At 57.6% G+C, this 17,072-nt stretch carries 13 protein-coding genes and 1 pseudogene; 3 read left to right on the top strand and 11 right to left on the bottom strand.

The annotated features are described in order from the left end of the window. Positions 1-98: 98 nt before the first annotated feature. The 10 genes from CRO62_RS12220 to CRO62_RS12175 form a co-directional block, all read right to left on the bottom strand. Positions 99-1,007, bottom strand: coding sequence for a LysR family transcriptional regulator (locus CRO62_RS12220; RefSeq protein ID WP_097100323.1), 909 nt, complete (start codon positions 1,005-1,007; stop codon positions 99-101). Positions 1,008-1,425: 418 nt separating this feature from the next. Continuing rightward, on the bottom strand, positions 1,426-1,767 hold the full coding sequence (locus CRO62_RS12215) for a cupin domain-containing protein (protein WP_323455495.1): 342 nt from the start codon (positions 1,765-1,767) through the stop codon (positions 1,426-1,428). A gap of 59 nt (positions 1,768-1,826) precedes the next feature. After that, complete coding sequence (locus tag CRO62_RS12210; RefSeq protein WP_097100321.1) at positions 1,827-3,152, bottom strand: NAD(P)/FAD-dependent oxidoreductase; 1,326 nt, start codon at positions 3,150-3,152, stop codon at positions 1,827-1,829. Positions 3,153-3,164: 12 nt separating this feature from the next. Beyond that, a complete protein-coding gene (locus CRO62_RS12205; protein WP_003517690.1) occupies positions 3,165-4,055 on the bottom strand; it encodes an ABC transporter permease in 891 nt (296 codons plus the stop codon). 42 nt (positions 4,056-4,097) lie between these two features. Further along, entirely contained in the window at positions 4,098-5,048 is a 951-nt protein-coding gene (locus CRO62_RS12200) for an ABC transporter permease (protein WP_013761327.1), read from the bottom strand. Between the two features lie 124 nt (positions 5,049-5,172). Further along, complete coding sequence (locus CRO62_RS12195) at positions 5,173-6,834, bottom strand: peptide ABC transporter substrate-binding protein (RefSeq protein WP_025596018.1); 1,662 nt, start codon at positions 6,832-6,834, stop codon at positions 5,173-5,175. Between the two features lie 140 nt (positions 6,835-6,974). Continuing rightward, the gene (locus CRO62_RS12190) at positions 6,975-8,306 is read right to left on the bottom strand and encodes an NAD(P)/FAD-dependent oxidoreductase (RefSeq protein WP_035199278.1); all 1,332 of its coding nucleotides are present in this window, start codon (positions 8,304-8,306) and stop codon (positions 6,975-6,977) included. Between the two features lies 1 nt (position 8,307). Further along, the gene (locus CRO62_RS12185) at positions 8,308-9,018 is read right to left on the bottom strand and encodes an SDR family NAD(P)-dependent oxidoreductase (protein WP_162694200.1); all 711 of its coding nucleotides are present in this window, start codon (positions 9,016-9,018) and stop codon (positions 8,308-8,310) included. Then, positions 9,018-9,503: a MarR family winged helix-turn-helix transcriptional regulator gene (locus CRO62_RS12180; RefSeq protein ID WP_026330963.1), complete on the bottom strand. Its 486-nt coding sequence runs from the start codon at positions 9,501-9,503 to the stop codon at positions 9,018-9,020. The genes CRO62_RS12185 and CRO62_RS12180 overlap by 1 nt, the downstream gene beginning before the upstream one ends. Positions 9,504-9,797: 294 nt before the next feature. Continuing rightward, on the bottom strand, positions 9,798-11,444 hold the full coding sequence (locus tag CRO62_RS12175; RefSeq protein ID WP_097100319.1) for an ABC transporter ATP-binding protein: 1,647 nt from the start codon (positions 11,442-11,444) through the stop codon (positions 9,798-9,800). 332 nt (positions 11,445-11,776) lie between these two features. Between CRO62_RS12175 and CRO62_RS12170 the strand changes: the two genes are divergently transcribed. After that, a complete protein-coding gene (locus CRO62_RS12170; protein ID WP_097100318.1) occupies positions 11,777-13,804 on the top strand; it encodes a hypothetical protein in 2,028 nt (675 codons plus the stop codon). An 81-nt stretch (positions 13,805-13,885) separates the two neighbouring features. On the opposite strand, the gene CRO62_RS12165 is transcribed toward CRO62_RS12170, so the two are convergent. Then, complete coding sequence (locus CRO62_RS12165) at positions 13,886-14,344, bottom strand: Lrp/AsnC family transcriptional regulator (protein ID WP_097100317.1); 459 nt, start codon at positions 14,342-14,344, stop codon at positions 13,886-13,888. Between the two features lie 126 nt (positions 14,345-14,470). Between CRO62_RS12165 and CRO62_RS12160 the strand changes: the two genes are divergently transcribed. After that, positions 14,471-15,754 (top strand): cystathionine gamma-synthase family protein, encoded by a 1,284-nt coding sequence (locus CRO62_RS12160; protein WP_065663082.1) that lies wholly within the window; start codon positions 14,471-14,473, stop codon positions 15,752-15,754. 253 nt (positions 15,755-16,007) lie between these two features. Next, positions 16,008-16,942: pseudogene (locus tag CRO62_RS12150) on the top strand (MYG1 family protein). Positions 16,943-17,072: the final 130 nt, after the last annotated feature.

The raw sequence follows: 17,072 nt of genomic DNA, 5'->3' as shown, positions 1-17,072 counted from the left end.
ATTAAGAACGGGAACTGTTTTCATTACAAACGGAAAAACTCTATCGAAACCCATAAGGTAAGCTTATAGATTAATCATTTTGCGCTGCAGCGCAAAATTTAGGCGGCAGCCGTCATCCATTGCGTGGTGGTTTCACTGACGATTTCCGTCGCCATATCGGCAATGGCCCGGGCAATCGCGTTGTCGCCACGCTCCTGATAAACGGTGTGAAATGTGAGGGGCGGTACTGACGGACTAATGTCGAGAATACGCGCCTCACCGGATTTGATGATGCCGTCCACCAGCACACGCGGCAAAGCGCCCACCCCAACGGCCGCGGCCACAAGGCGGGTCATGATCGACAGCGAATTGGAATTATAGATGCGGCTGTCGGACAACCCGTGAGTATCGAGCAACGCGCGCAACGCCTGATGTGGCTGCGAGCCTGTCGAGAAGGTAAGTAACGGAAAATGCGCGATATCTTCGAGTGTGACGCCCGTTTCCGGCAGCGGCAATTCGACCGCGCCAACCCAACAGGACTCGAACGTACAGAGCGGTGAATTGTAGATATTTGCAGCCATGATCGGCCCCATGATGAAACCGACATCCACCTCACCGTTTTGAATGCGCTGGGATAGTTTCAGGCTGGTGTCGATGGTCAGATCCAGGCTGACGCCGGGGTAACGTTCGTTCATGCGGCGAATGAGTAGCGGTAACCAGGCATAGACGATCGTGTCGGCAGCACCGATGCGCACGGTGCCTCTCAGCGCCTCCCGGCTACTCACGATCTGTCGGAACTCACCGGTCAGATTGACGATCTTTTCGGCATGCTGCAGCGCCAGACGACCAGCAGGTGTCAAGTTGACGCAGCGCACATCGCGCGTGAAAAGCACGACGCCAAGCTCCCTTTCGAGGGCGGCAATTCGGTTGGACACCGACGCCTGGGTGGTGTTCAAACGTTCCGCGGCCGCCGAAAAGCTGTTCAGTCGTGCAGCCCAGAGGAAAGTTTCGAGAAATCGCGTATTCATGAGGTAAAATCTTCCCGCATGGCTCCGCGAGCCGGCACTAACGTCGCTGGCTCGTCTTGCCCTTGGCCCTTTGTGGTTCGAGTGCAAGTATGTCCGATGCACGCCCCCATAAGCAAGGGATCAACGCCCTGGCCCTGGCACCGCTTTTTCGCACCGGCTGGCGCTGGGAAAAGGGATGACGGTCACAAGGATGTTTCAAATGAGTGGCCTGTTTTGCACCGGCTGCTTCCCAAACCATTGAACGCAAACAGGGCTCTGCGTCTCCTCGGAGCCCTGTTTCTTTAAATCTTTGATTGTCGGGCCATCAGCGTTGCACCGGATCGCTGTGACGAAAGACAGATCGGCGTGACCTAAATCTTCGTGCCCCGCATACAGGACACAGCCTGCCTTAAATCTGCAGGCACCCCTCCCCCAAACCTCACGGCTTCGGGATGACAGTTGCGAGCTTGCGGAACGGCGACAGGATTTCAAGGCGGCTTGGTACGCCCTTGGCGATGCTGATAATCGATCCGGGACCGATCTTCACCGGGACGGCTTCGGCCTGCGAATACATTGCCTCACCCTCAACAACGACAAAAGTTTCCTCGAGGTCACGACCCGGATAGTTGTAGATGCCGGGCTCGGCCTTCCAGACTGCGACGATTGTGCCATTTTCGATTTGGTCCTGCCATATCTGGCGACGATACGAACCGCCTTCACGGCCTTCGGCGGGCATGGCCGGAACAAGATCCACGTCATCGAAAATGTTGAAAATCGGCATGGTCACGGGAATTCTCCTTGCTTTGTCAATGTTGGCACGGACCTTGGGGCCGTGCCGGTTCAGGCATGGGGTGGCAGTTCCGCCCCAGCTAGTTTCGTGGATATGTTGTCGCGCAGCCGGTAGTAACGTAGCGCCATTGCGGGTGCGAAACCCATAAAGAAGGGAGCTGCCTTCAGTGGTTCCAGCTTCAGGGAAAGCTCGTTCTCCGGCTTGCCAAGCGCCCATTCCGAAAGAATGGAACCGAGCATCGAGCCGGTCGGCACACCACGGCCCGAAAGACCGGTCAAAGCCACAACGCCCGGCGCGAGACCGTAAAACCGCGGCACGGTGCGATATTGCATATCGAGTTCGCCGAACCAGAAATACTCCCAGCGGATCTCTTCCCGAAGCTTTGGATGAAGCCATTTGAGCCGTTCGCTCATGACCTGTCTCGTATAGGCCATGTCGCGGCCGCGGCGTCCCATGGGAAACATCGATGCGACGATCCGGCCTTCGGCATTGTATTTGTAGACGTAGATATCGCCGCGACCATCATGGATGGTCGTGTTCTGCGGCAGGACGGTCCGGCGTGTCTCTTCGGACAAAATTTGCGTGGCGGCAACGAACACTCGTTGAATCTTGAAGGTCCGATCCAGCTTGGGCCAACCACCAACCGTATAGGCGCCAGTGGTAAAGATCACTTTCGACGCGACCACTTCTCCGCGATCGGTCTTGACCTTCCAGCCTCCGGTTATGTCGCGTTCGCAACCCGTCACTGCTGAGCCGGTAAATATCTTTCCGCGCTCCTGGATGACAGCACGGCCGAGACCGCGGGCGTAACCGAGCGGATTGAGGTGACCTGCCTCTTCGTGCAGCCAGCCGCCGTCGAAACGGGTACTGCCGGTGACCGCTTCCACCTCGTCACGGTCGAGCAGCCGGGTTTTCGCGCCCACCGCATTATAGGTCTCGACCTTGCGCCTGATCTCATCCATGGCGCCCTTATGCGGTGCGCCCATCACATAGCCGTTCTGTACCCATTCGCAGTCGATCTGATAGTCGCGGATCATGCTCGAGACGCGGTCATTCGCCCGCGTTTGCCGTTCGATCAGCCGTTCCGCCCAGGGCTCACCCAGCATCCTGCGCAGCTCGGGCAGGCTATAATGGGTAAAGGTCGGGGTGCAATGTCCGGCATTGCGGCCCGAACCGCCGAAGCCGATTTCCTGCCGCTCCAGAAGCACGACATTGATGCCGGTTTTCGCCAGCTCCAGTGCGGTCGTCAGACCGGTATAACCCGCGCCGACGATGCAGACATCGGCCTGCACGCGACCGGAAAGAGGCTCCGTATGCGGTGCTGAAGCTGCGGTCGCATACCACAGCGTCACGTCAAAGGGTGAGAACGAAACCATCTACCGACACCTTCAGTTCAGGTCGCTGCGTGCATCGAGCGCATCACGAAGCCCATCACCGATGAAATTGAAGCTCGTGACGGCAAGCGTGATGGCGACGCCCGGCACGATGGCGAGCCAGGGCGCCTTGTCGAGATATTGCTGGGCTCCATTCAACATATTGCCCCAGCTCGGCAGCGGCGGCTGAATGCCATAACCGAGAAAGCTGATATAGGCTTCCAGAAGGATGGCACGCGCGACTGTCAGGGTCGCGGCAACGATGATCGGGCCGACAGCATTCGGCAGCAGTTCCCGGAACATGATCCAGCCATTGGGCAGGCCCAGCATACGGGCTGCCATGACGAAGTCGCGTTCGCGCAGAGACCGCACTTCCGCTTCAACCAGACGGGCAATTTCCATCCAGCTTGTGACGGCAATGATAACCGTGATCATGAACGGGCTCGGCTTGACGAAAGCAGCCAGAGCGAGAAGCAGGAAAATACTCGGGAAAGACAGAAAGGCATCGACGAAACGCATCAGTATCGCGCCGATGCGCCCGCCATAATAACCGGCAACGACACCGATGATGGTGCCGATCAGCGTCGACAGCACCATGGCGAAAAACCCGACCAGCAGTGAGATGCGGCCGGCATTGAAAAGGCGCGCGGCTATGTCGCGTCCGAGCGGATCGGTGCCGAAAATATGGTAACCGGTCATCGGCGGGGCAAAACGGGCGCGCAGATCGATGAACAATTCGTCGTAAGGCAAGAGATAGGGCCCGACCACGCAGGCGAAAATCATGACGGTGATCATGATGAGGCCGAGCACAGCAAGCTTGTGGCGGGCGAAACGGCGCAGCGTGCGGTTCTGCCACCAGTGGAACCGCGGTGCGGCCTGTGAGGGATGGAGGGTTGCAGCGGACATGGTCTTTCCTTCGATTGAGTGCGGCGTTTCGTCGATCCGGCCCTATCCGAGCCGGATGCGGGGATCGACGAGAGCGACCATGAGGTCAGCGAGCAAGCTTCCGATGAGCACGAGGATTGCGGAAAACATCAGAAGTCCCATCACGACGGGGTAATCGTGATAACCAAGGCTATCGAGGAACAGGCGGCCCATGCCGGGCCAGGTAAAGACCGTCTCCGTTACGAGGGCGCCGCCGAGAATCGTCGGGAGCTGGAGACCGGCAAGGGTAATCATTGGCAGAAGTGCATTGCCGACGACGTGTTTCATCAGAACCCGGCGCGGGGTCAGCCCCTTGGCGCGGGCGGTACGGACGAAATCCTGATTGATGACGTCAAGCGTCGCAGTCCGCATGTAGCGGCTCCAGACGGCGATGTTGACGAGGGCGAGTACCAGGCTCGGCATGATTAGGTGAATTGCATAGTCATAAAAAGACTGATCGCCGATCGTATACATGTTGCCCGCCGGCAGCCATTTCAGCCTGAGCGCGAAAACATAGATGGCCACCAGCCCGAACCAGAAGGTGGGAATTGAAAGCGCCACCATGGCCCCGACCGTCGCGGTGTAATCGAACAGCGTATAACGTTTGGTCGCCCCCTTGATACCGATCCAGGTGCCGACAAGGATGGATACGACGGTTGATGAGACCATCAACAGCAGGGTCGCAAACAAATGCCCGGAGATGATATCGAGAACCGGACGTTGGTCGCGATAGGATTTCCCCCAATCGCCTTGCAGCAGGCGCCAGGCCCACTCAAGATATTGCACCGGCAAGGGTCGATCGAGACCCATCTGGTGGGCGATGCGATCAAGCGCCTCCCGCGTCATGCCGGGCGTCAGGGCAAATTGCGACAATGGACCGCCAGGCGCGAGGTTGAGGATGGCAAAACCGATGATCGAGACAAGCAGCAGAAGTACGAGGCTCTGCCATATCCGATGGAGAAGAAAGGTCAGCATGATGAGACTCCAGGTCGCATCGTGGAACTGGCTAGCAACCATCCACGAATAGCCGTCAGAGTGCCGGCTGCTTCAAAGCCGGCACTTCCATGGATCGGGCATAAAGCCCTGTCTGCGGCAGGCTTTACGCCAGACGCCAGGTCGCAACGTTCCAGGTATCGATACGGTTATTGACGTTTGGCTTCACGTTTTCGACACCCTGCTTGTGACCACGCACCGTTGCGTACTGGAACAGCGGCAACAGCGGCAGTTCCTTGCGCATGATCTCCTGGATCTTCAGGTAGACGGCCTTGCGCTCCTCCGGCACGAAGAGACTGCCGCCCTTGGCCAGAAGATCATCGACGTCCTTGTTGACGAACTGCCAGGTATTCTGGCCCGAGCCACCTTTTGCAGCGCTCGACGTCGAGCGGAAGAAGTCGGAGGTATCGGGATCCGGGCCGGTCAGGAAGTCGAGCCCGACGATAACCGAATCGAACTTCGACAGCATCCAGTAGTCACCCCACATAACAGCCGGCGGCAGGTTCGAAATGGTCATCTCCACGCCGATATCCTTGAAAGATTGCTGCATGTATTGCTGAACCTGTTCGCGGATGTGATTGCCCGCTGTCGTGGAGCAGGTGAAGGCGAGCTTCACGCCATCCTTGGCGCGGATGCCGTCCGCCCCGGGCGCCCAGCCCGCATCGTCGAGCAGCTTTTTAGCTTTCTCGATGGAATATTCATGCTTGGGAAGATCTGGATTGTAATAGAACGACTGCTGCGGAACGTAGCTTTCGGTGGGTGTGGGCAGACCGTAATAAAGTGCCTCGATGATCGATTGTTTGTCGATCGCCGCATAAAGCGCCTCTCTTACCGCCGGCTCCTTGAACTGTGGACGTTCCATGTTGAACGAGAGGGATTCAATCGTCGAGCCCGGCACGACGTTGACCACCTTGCCGGCGAGATCCTTGGCCTCGTCATAATGGTCGGGTGTGATCCATTGCAGGCCCACCACGTCTATGTCGCCGGTCTTGAACTGGGTGTACATCACATTCAGGTCGGGTACGTATTTGTAGACCAGACGCTCTATATGCGGGCCATCACCAAAATAATCGGTATTGGCGTCGAGCAGAATGTAGTCACCTGCAACCCGCTCCTTCCATTTGAAAGCGCCCGTTCCGACCGGCGCGTTGTTATAGGCGGCGGTATTGCGGTCAGCTTCCGCACCTAGGAGATGCTTCGGCGTAATAAATGTGGAAGCAAGGATCGAGGGATAGGGCGCGAAGGGCTTTTCCATCTTCCAGGTAATTTCCGTCGGCGAAACCACGGTCAAATCACGTACGAATTCGTGCCCGGTCTTGCGCCATGAACGGAAGTTGGGATCGACCAGAAGTTCAAGCGTGAACTTCACGTCTTCAGCGGTGAACGGCTTGCCGTCGTGCCATTTGACGTCGTCACGCAGCTTGACCTTCCAGTTGAGACCATCGGCGGAAATGCCGCCGTTTTCGACCGTCGGCACTTCGGCGGCGAGAGCTGCGACGAAGGCACCTTTCTCGTCGACATAAAACAGCGGGTCGAAGATGCTGAAATGGATGCCTTCGTCGACTTCAATATGCGGCATATGTGGATTGAAGACGGTAGGCTCCTGCGAGAAGCCGACCGTGAGCTGGCCTTTGGCGGCCTTGTCCTGCGCCATGGCGCGGGAAAAACCCGGAAGACCGGAAAGGACGACGCCGGATGCGCCGAGCGCCAAAAGGCCGAGTGCCTGGCGGCGGGTGGTATTGATAAGCGGCTTGTTCTGGTCGGACATTTTTTAGTTCCCCTTGATCCGATGGTTGAACACGACGATTATTTTTGCTTCCGCCTCTTTGGGCGGTACTACTCCCATCAGCAGTTGCCTGCCTCATGCGTCAAAAGGATCGGCGGCACCTGACCGCCGGGCTTCTCCTTTCAAAAGCCGCTGACCAGTTCGATCTTCGAACCGTCGCTGAAGCGGCTGAAACGGAAATCGCGACGATCGACAATCGGATTGCGGCCTGTGACGATATCAGCCATGAGTTTTCCGGCCGCCGGGCCGATGCCGAAACCATGGCCGGAAAAGCCGGTTGCAACATGAAAGCCCGGAATGGCGTCGATATTGTCGATGACCGGAATAGCGTCAGGCGTCACATCGATCATGCCCGCCCAGCGCTGCGAAATTTCGGCCTTTTCGAAGACCGGGAAGGCTTTCTTCAGCTTGGCAAAGGCGCCGTCCGTCATGTCCATCGCCGGAACGGGATCGAGCACGCGATTATATTCGAAGGGCGAAGCCTCATCGAGCGCCCAGCGGCGCGGAATGCGCCATTCATCGTAAAAGCGGCCAGTCAGGCGCAGGTCGAGCGAGCGCCACTCATGCCGCAGAGCCGGCAGGAATTTCAGTGCATAACGGAAAGATGCGGGCACGATGTCGACGATGTTCTGGAAGCCGTTCGCGATCGTATATCCGCCGTCGAGGCGCTTGCGGATCGCAAAACCGTTCGACCAGATTGCCTCTTCCGGGCCGCCTTCCAGCGGCTTTGTGCGCAGCACGGAATTCATGACCTTGAGCTGCGGCAGATCGAGACCGTTGTTGCCGAGAAACAGGCTGGACCACGCGCCACCCGCCATGACCGCCGCCTTGCAGGCAATTTCACCGCGCTCTGTCACGACACCCGACACCTTGCCGCCGGAGAGCTGCAGACCGCGCACGGCGCATTCGGTCAGAATGAAAGCGCCGCGGTCGCGGGCAGCTTCCGCAATGGCAGGCGCGGCGCGCTGCGGCTCGGCCCGGCAATCGCCGGCGGTATAGAGGGCACCGGCGACATCCATGTTGGAATGAGGATATTTCGCCTTGAATTCCTTTGCACTCAGCATGCGGCTTTCAATCTGGTAGCCTTCCAGATTGCGGTTCCAGCGTTCGTGCTCGGAAAATTCCTTTTCGTTTGCGCATGTGAAGACGATGCCGGAACGCTTGAAACCGGTTTCTCGCCCAGTGCGGCGATTGAGATCCGCCCAGATGCGCAGCGATTCTGCCATCAAGGGCACCTCGCGTGGGTCGCGGCGGGAAATGCGCACCCAGCCCCAGTTGCGGCTCGACTGCTCGTGGCCGATACCGCCCTTTTCGCAAAGTGCAACACGCAGCCCCTGATCGACAAGTTCGAGCGCGGTGGAGGTGCCGATAATGCCGCCGCCAATGACGACGACATCGACTTCTTTCGGCAACTCCGCATCGCCATGGACGGGAACGACATAAGGACCGGGCATGTCAGAAAAACTCCTCGAGCTGGCAATTGATGGCGAATTCGGCGACGGAAGCCTCATTCGGTAAGGACAGCAGCATGGCAATGATGCGGGCAAGATCGGCGGGCTGGGTCATTTGATCCGCCGGCCGTTCGGACAAGGCGGTCGCCATATCGGTCGCAACGAAACCGGGGCATACGGCTGTCGCACGCACGCCGCTTTCGAAGCCCGCCTGTCGGATGGCATGCGCAAGCGCTACCGCCGCGAATTTGGAGAGAGAATAGCTGCCGGCAGATGCGGACTTCACCCGCTTGCCGGAAAGGGAAGCGAGGATGATGACCCGGCCACGACCGCTCTCGCTCAACGCCTCCCAGGCGGCCTTAACCAGCCTTCTCGGTGCCTTGACGTTGACCGCAAGCATGGCGTCGATGTCTTCGTCGTCTGCTTCGATCACTGTCTTCGGTATCATGATGCCGGCATTGGCCACGACAGCATCGATACGACCGAAATGCTGATACGCATCATCGGCCCAGCGCTTCTCCGCACTCGCATCATTTGCGTCATAATGGGCAAGATGGACCTGTCCCTCGTGACCTACAGCCCATTGCGGCAGCGAAGGGCTGCGCATACCAAGCGATACCGACCAGCCTTCGCCAAGAAGAGTAGCGGCGATATGGTCGCCTATACCCCGGCTTGCACCGGATATGAGAGCAACGCGTTTTGTCGTTCGTTCCATCATGCAAGCCCCACAATATGGCGGTAGGCGCGACGCAAAATGTCGATAACCTGCTTCTGCTCGTCTTCCGGGATGAAGCTGAAGAAATCGCGCGATTGCTGCGGAACGATCTCCCGGATTTTCGTTGCGAGTGCCGCTCCGGCTTCGGTGATGTAAAGCTCCTGGGCGCGGCTGTCCTCCTGCGACACTTCCCGGCGTATCAGATCGTGCGACACCATCTGGTCTATGATCCTGCCCATTGCAGACCGGTCCCGCATCGTCAGATGAGCTATCACTGAAGGACGGATACCCGGGTAGTCATCGACGAGCAGCAGGGTCGTGATCTTTCCAGTTCCCTTCGCCACATCCAGCCCGTCCAGCCGGGCATCGAGATCGCGCGATACGGCAAGGTTGATCGTGCGGATGTAAAAGCTCAGCGTGTCTTCAAGCACGTCGAGATTGATATCAGTTGGCGATGTCGGCGGGTTTTCAGTTGGTTTGGACATGGAGTTTCCGTTCGAATGGTCAAAGATCTACATTGGCGCACACGCGTTCCCGGCGTGCCGCAGTGCAGGTTTTCGGCCATGTCGTATGTCAGTTTCGTGACTGAATGAAAGGATAATTAGTAGACAAACGCAACTACTTTTTATTCCTGAAATCATATTTTTATTATTTAAATCAAACCTTTAAAAGGAAAACCTCTCGCGCCACCGGATCCACGATAATCCGGCGGTGCAATCGGTCCTTGATGTCGCGCAATGCAAAGTCTGACGAGGTGTCCGGCTCGTCACACTTCGATGTTATGTGCCGACGGCAGTTGCCGCAGGTTCCCAGTCCGCACCGGGGATCGCCGCAACGAGTTTACGGGTATAGGGGTGGGCCGGCGACCGGAAGATTTTTGTCGGCGGCCCCTGTTCGACAACCGTTCCCTTGTGCATGACAAGCACATCGTCGCAAATCTGGCTTGCTACTCTCAGGTCATGGGTGATGAAGATCATCGCCACCTTCATTTCAGCCTGCACCCGCGCCAGAAGCTCCAGAACCTGCGCCTGTATGGAAACGTCGAGAGCAGACACGGCTTCGTCGGCCACAAGGACAACCGGATCAAACATCAGTGCACGGGCAATGCCGATGCGCTGGCGTTGGCCGCCGGAGAATTCGTGCGGGTAACGGTCATAGGCCTGTTCATCCAGCCCCACGAGCTTCAGAATTCCGAGAGCCTTTATTCTCGCCTCATGCACAGCCATTCCGTGGGCAACGGGGCCCACCGTCAAGATCCTGCCGATCGTATGGCGGGGATTAAGCGACGCGAAAGGATCCTGAAAAATCATCTGGATATAGGGTCGCAACGATCGAAACGTCGTTTCGTCCATCGCTGCTATGTCACGGCCATCGAAGCATATTGAACCGCCATCCGCCTCCAGCAATTTCAGCAGGACACGCCCGAGCGAGGACTTGCCCGACCCGCTTTCGCCAACGATACCAAGGGTCTGGCCCTTGTGAAGCTTGAAGCTGACACCATTGACCGCCTTGACGATACGGGCCTTGCGGAAAAACGAGCCGGAGCTGCGATATTCCTTCTCAAGATTTTCGACCTTGAGAACGACGGGAGCTTCTTCGCTGACTGAACGCTCAGTGCTCCGCATCCGCGGAACCGCAGCGACAAGTCGCTGGGTATAGGGGTGGACAGGATTGACCAGAACCTGGTCCGCCCTTCCCTGCTCCACAAGATATCCCTTCTCCATCACCACGACGCGATCGGCAATTTCGGCAACGACGCCGAAATCGTGGGTGATGAACATGACGCTCATGTTCTTGCGCTTCTGTATCTTGCGGATGAGCTCAAGGATCTGCGCCTGGGTGGTAACGTCGAGAGCGGTTGTTGGCTCATCGGCAATCAGGACATCCGGATCGAGTGCCAGTGCCATGGCGATCATGACCCGCTGGCGTTGTCCGCCAGACAGACGGAATGGATATTGCAGCCGCATCAGAGGCGGGTCGCGAAGACCGACTTCTTCAAGTAGATCCAGAACCTTGGCCTTGCGGGTTTCAGGCGTTCCATAGCCATGCGCTTCAAGCACTTCTGCGATCTGATCCCCGATTGTCATCAACGGATTGAGCGCGGAGAGCGGATCCTGGAAAATGATTGAGACCGCCTGACCACGCAGCGGCCGGATTTTATCTTCCCTGGCCGCAAGTATGTCCATTCCCTTGAAATGGATTTCGCCGGAGCTGACTTTTATCACGGGCGACAACAGCCCCATGATCGTGCTGGCAGTGACGGATTTGCCGGACCCGGATTCACCGATAATGCACAGGATCTCACCTGCGTGGAGGTCGAAAGAGATATTCTTGACCGCGTGGGTGCGCTCCATTCCCGGCGGAAGATCCACCGTGAGATTGCGAACGGACAGCACCACGTCGGCTGACGTGGTTGGATGCGACATAAGTTCCCCTTGTTTTTTTGTAACTTTGTTCGCTTTGGCCGACGCTTCATACGTCGGAAACAATATGGTGGACTATGTCTACTATATTGTCCAGTGAGTGGCGGTAGCTGAGGCAGTCGATACCGGCACCGCCTTGGCGCTGCCCAGCATGCATGACCTTTATGATCTGCAAAATGCCAGGCTGTCCCGTTTGATATTTGGTCACGAGCGGACCCGGCGTTTTGGGTTTCGGGACAAGTTCTCCAACTGTCCCGCTAGCGCCTACTTGCGGAGCAACTTTCGCGTGCTTAAAAGGCGTGCAGTTTCAAATCGCGTCGGAGAGGACCAATTTCGTGGAACAGGTAAATACCCAAACCGGTAAGGGCCGGACCAAAGCTTTATGGGCGGCGGTTGCGATTATTGCTGTTGCTGCTGCAGGCGTCATCGGGGGTAAGGCCTTCTACGAAGCAAAGGTCAGCGAACTCGTTGCTCGCACTGGCGCAACTGCCCGTTCCGTTGAGGTTGATTTCCTCGGGCAGATTCACATTCGCGAACTGGCCTTGCCGCTTGCCGATGGCAAGAATATCCGGATTGCAGCTATCGATGGACGTCCAAAATTTCCTTTCCTGGATGGCGCACTGGAGCTGAACGACATCAATGTTGACGTGCCAACCGGCAAGATCTCGATGGCGCATGCGCGTGTCGAGAATGCCGCGTTCACAAAACCGGATGCGGCTGAAGTATCCGGAGACGGAAATGCCAACTCTCTGCCCAAGCGCATAGAGCGCTTTGCAGCAGAGCGTATTTCCACGCCTGAGATGACATTCACGCAGTCCATCGCCACCACCGAGCAGAAGACTGTTTACAAGAACGTAGCCTTCTCGGACATCGCCAAAGGCCGGGTCGCCCGATATTCCATCGACAATGCCAGCTACGACATCCAGATGGATCTACCGGACAGCACTGGCGCGATGAAAAAGAAGCACTTGGTCGTATCGACCGGCGCCATAGCCGGGAAGGACTTCGATGCCGCTTACCTCGCAAGGCTCTATACGGAAAAAGCGGGTCCCGAAGATAAGGACGCAAAGCTTCTCTATGGCCCGCTCTCCGTCAGCAAAATCTCGTTCTCAGACGGAGACGGTCATTTCACCTACGATGAAATACGTAGCGACGGCTTCAGCGCCCGCATGCCGGCCGAGCCGCTTCTGGAAACGATGAACGCACTGGCGGCGACCCAAAATACCGACGAGCTTTCACCTCAGGAACGCCAGGCAATTTTCGCCAAGGCCCTGTCCATTCTCGATATGATTGGCAAGAGCAACATGCAGTTGCTCGGGTTCAAGGCCGACGCGCCTGATGAAAGCGAAGGAGCTGCCGGCAAAAGGGTCAAGGTCGGCATTGATCGTATCGATATGCAGATGGACAGCCGTAAGCTCGACTTCGGCCTGAATGGCATGTCGATCGGAAATGGCGTCGACACGATCGAAGTCGCCGAGGCAAGCCTCAAGGGCTTTGACTGGAGTTCTACAATCGAGAGTCTCTCCAAAATCGTCGGGCTTGACGACAAGCAGATCGAGACTTTCCCGTTTAATCATCTGATACCGGAACTGGGCACCATCCGTGTCGGTGGCATCAACGTTGATGTCGCAGCCCCGGAACAAACAGAAGACGAGACAGAGGAAAAGACATCAGGCACGCCTGAGCGCATCAAGTTCACGCTCAGGAATTTCGAGATGGGTCTGACAAAGCCCTTCAACGGCATCCCCACAGATATCGTGATCAGGCAGGATGACCTTTCTCTTCCCATCCCGGCAGATTCGACGGAGGAAGTTTTTGTCGAAGCCCGCAAACTGGGTTTCGAGGCACTCGCCCTGTCTTATGCCCTTGCCGCCGGCTGGGATGAACCGAACAAGAACCTGGTGATCCGGGAAGTCTCCATGCGCGGCAAGGATATTGGCAGCGTCAATTTTTCCGGTCTGGCGAGCGGGTTCACGGAGGAGTTCTTTTCCTTCGACACCAATCGTACTCAGGCCGCCCTCCTGGGGCTCGCGGGTCGCGAGGTAAAGCTGACGATCAAGGACGAAGGTTTGATGGCCAAGGCCATCAAGCTGTATGCTCTGCAAAACGACATGACCGAGGATCAAGTGCGCGGTGTTCTGACACTCGTGGCAAGCGCGGGATTGCAGCAGATCGCAGCTGAACAGCCCAAACTCAAGAGTGCGGTGGACGCGTTGCTTCGCTTCATCAACAACCCCGGTACTCTTACGGTTACCGCCCGCTCCACTGGACCAAATGGCCTTGGTCTTTTTGATCTGGTTGCAGCGTCTGAAAACCCGATGCTTCTTCTCGACAAGGTCGATATCCAGGCGACGGCCGAGTAAGTCGTCCGATCGCACCCCCAAACGGTTCAAGCTCCGGTTCTCGGAGCTTGAACGCACCGGGCGCGGAGCTTCTAGCAAAGCTTAGATACGCCGCGCCTTGATCGTGTTCATGACAAAGCTGGTCTCGATGGTGTCGACGCATTTCAGCTTCGCGATCTTCTCCTTGATGAAGCGCTCGTAGTCCTCGAGCCCACCGCACATGACCTTGAGCATGTAGTCCCTCGAACCCGTGACGAGGTGACATTCCAGAACCTCGTCCCAGTCCAGAACGGCCGCCTCGAACATCCGGATTTCGTCATCGTGCTGGCGACTGAGGCGGATGGATGCAAGCGCGGTCATGGTCCATCCCTCGATTGCCGGATCGACGATCGCGGAATAACCTTTGATCACCCCCGTCTCTTCCAGCCGTCGCAGCCTCCGCAGACATGCAGATGCCGACAGGCCCACTCGCTCGGCAAGTTCGTTGTTGGTGATCCTTGCGTCGGCAGACAGCTCCTTGACTATCCGCCGGTCGATTGGATCTGCAATTTTCTGCGACATAAAGCACAATTCTCCGCAATATATTGCTTCATCAGACATATCCACGCTTCAGAATGCAAGGTATTTTGGCTTGATTGGATGTAAGCTGCGGACAGTTCAACGTCTGTTGAGGAGGACCTTCCGCAAATGACCGCACCGCATCCGTCTAAAACCCATATCGGCAACCACGCTCTCCATCCTGAAACCCAGATGCTCAATTACGGCTACGATCCGGAATTGTCGGAAGGAGCGGTGAAGCCGCCTGTGTTTCTGACCTCGACCTTCGTCTTCAAGTCGGCGGAAGACGGTCGCGACTTCTTCGACTATGTCTCCGGCCGCAAGGAGCCGCCCGCAGGCAGAGGTGCAGGCCTCGTCTATTCGCGTTTCAACCATCCCAATAGCGAGATCGTCGAGGATCGCCTTGCCGTTTACGAACGCACCGAGAGTTGTGCGCTCTTCTCGTCCGGCATGTCCGCCATTTCGACGACGCTTTTCGCCTTCGTTCGACCCGGCGACACCGTACTCCATTCCCAGCCTTTGTACGGCGGCACTGAGACGCTGCTGGCAAAGACCTTCCACAATTTCGGCGTTTCCGCGGTGGGTTTCGCCGATGGTGTCAGCGAGGCCTCGGTGATATCCGCCGCAGAGGCTGCGATGGCGAAAGGCAGAGTGTCCGTCATCCTCATCGAGACCCCCGCCAACCCGACAAACAGTATTGTCGATATCGCTATGATCAGCCGTGTTGCCGACGTGATCGGCCAGAAGCAGGGACACAGGCCAATCATCGCATGCGACAACACACTCCTCGGTCCGGTTTTCCAGCGGCCAATCGAGCACGGTGCCGATATCTCGCTCTATTCACTGACAAAATACGTTGGCGGGCACTCCGACCTCATTGCCGGAGCAGCGCTCGGTCGCAAGGATGTCATGAAGCAGGTGAAGGCATTACGCGGAGCGATCGGCACCCAGCTCGACCCGCATTCGTGCTGGATGCTCGGGCGCTCGCTTGAGACGCTACAAATCCGCATGGAGCGGGCAAACAGCAATGCCAAGGTGGTGGCCGAGTTCCTGAAGGCGCATCCCAAGGTCGAGAAAATCCATTATCTGCCGTTTCACGATCCGGCGTCCCCGGTGGGCAAGGTGTTTGCAGATCAATGCACCGGTGCGGGATCGACCTTCTCGTTTGACATTGCGGGCGGGCAGGCAGCGTCTTTCAAATTCCTCAACGCTCTCACGATATTCAAACTCGCGGTCAGCCTTGGCGGTACGGAATCTCTCGCCTCCCACCCTGCAACGATGACGCATTCGGGTGTTCCGGCCGATGTCCGCCAGCGCATTGGTGTGCTTGATTCCACGATCCGGCTGTCAATCGGCATCGAACATCCAGACGATCTGGTCGCCGACCTGACCCTCTCTCTGGATGCCGCCTGACGAAGAGGCAAATGCCGCTCCTCCCCGACTGCAATACCTATGGGTTTTCCAGTACGTACGAAACACGGAAACCAACGTAGTGCAGGAAGGCGACAAGGGGAGCGGCGTTACCTTCCGCTACGAGTGGAGCCAGTCCCGCACCGGCAATATGATACAGAAGCGGCGAATGACGGGTTGAGATGGCGTCGGGCAAAGGGTATCAGGTGCCTCAATTCCAGGCGGACCTCCCGCAAGCAACAAGGCGTATCCTGACATGATCCCGGATTTTCTCGTCACCCATTCCGGTGGCTTCCATGCCGACGAACTGCTGTCCAGCGTCATCCTGACCCGGCTGTTCCCGCAGGCCCGCATCGTCCGCAGCAGGGCGCCGGAATGGATCACCCCCGGCGTGGACCGCATCATCTACGATGTCGGCGGCGCTTATGACGCGACAAGCGGGATATTCGATCACCATCAGCGCGGCGCGCCGCTGAGGGATGACGGTCAGCCATATAGTTCGTTCGGACTGATCTGGAAGCATTTCGGCAGGGACTATCTTGCCGCCTTCGGCATCCCCGATGAACATGTCGAAACCATCCATGCCTCTTTCGATGGAAGCTTTGTGCTGCCGGTCGATCTGGTCGACAATGGTACGGTCAGCCCCTCCGTCGCCGGGCCGCTGGTTGCACTGACGCTGCCTGTCCTGCTGGAAACTCTGAAACCTGTTTTTGACGAGACCGACCCCGAAGCGGATGATCGCAGTTTCCACGCGGCGCTCGTCATTGCCCGCAGCTTCGTCGAGGCGAAAATAGCCAAAAGCGCTGCGAAACTGCGCGCCGAGGCGCTTGTAACGCAGGCTATCGTCGATGCCGGTGAAGGTCATATTCTGGAATTGCCGATGGGGATGCCGTTTCGGCCCGCCATTGTGAAGGCGGGCGCCGACAATCTGCTGTTTGTCGTTCACCCGCGTGACAAGGACTGGTGTCTGACCGGTATCCGTCGCGCAGATGAAGGCTTTGAACTGCGGGCAGACCTGCCTGCGGCATGGGCTGGCCTTACAAATGGCGATCTGGAAGCGGTTTGTGGCGTTGAAGGCGCGAGTTTCTGCCACAACGGCCGGTTTATTGCCGCCGCCAAACCCGTGATGCCGCACTCGCCATGGCAGAACTGGCTGTGAAAGAGGCGATCTTGCCTGCTCCCGTAGCCTAGTTCATTGAACAATGGCACATGAGTAGGAGATTGCCCGGAAGGCGGGCCGGCGAAGCATATCAAAGGATATGCCCGCTAATGTCCTTCGGCCCGCATCACTGGACTCTCCTCCTCCACGCCCAACCGGAAC

The organism is Rhizobium sp. AN6A, from assembly GCF_900215635.1.
GTDB lineage: Bacteria > Pseudomonadota > Alphaproteobacteria > Rhizobiales > Rhizobiaceae > Agrobacterium > Agrobacterium tumefaciens.
Note: the sequence above shows the minus strand (reverse complement) of the source record. Positions and strands in the feature narration are given on the sequence as shown.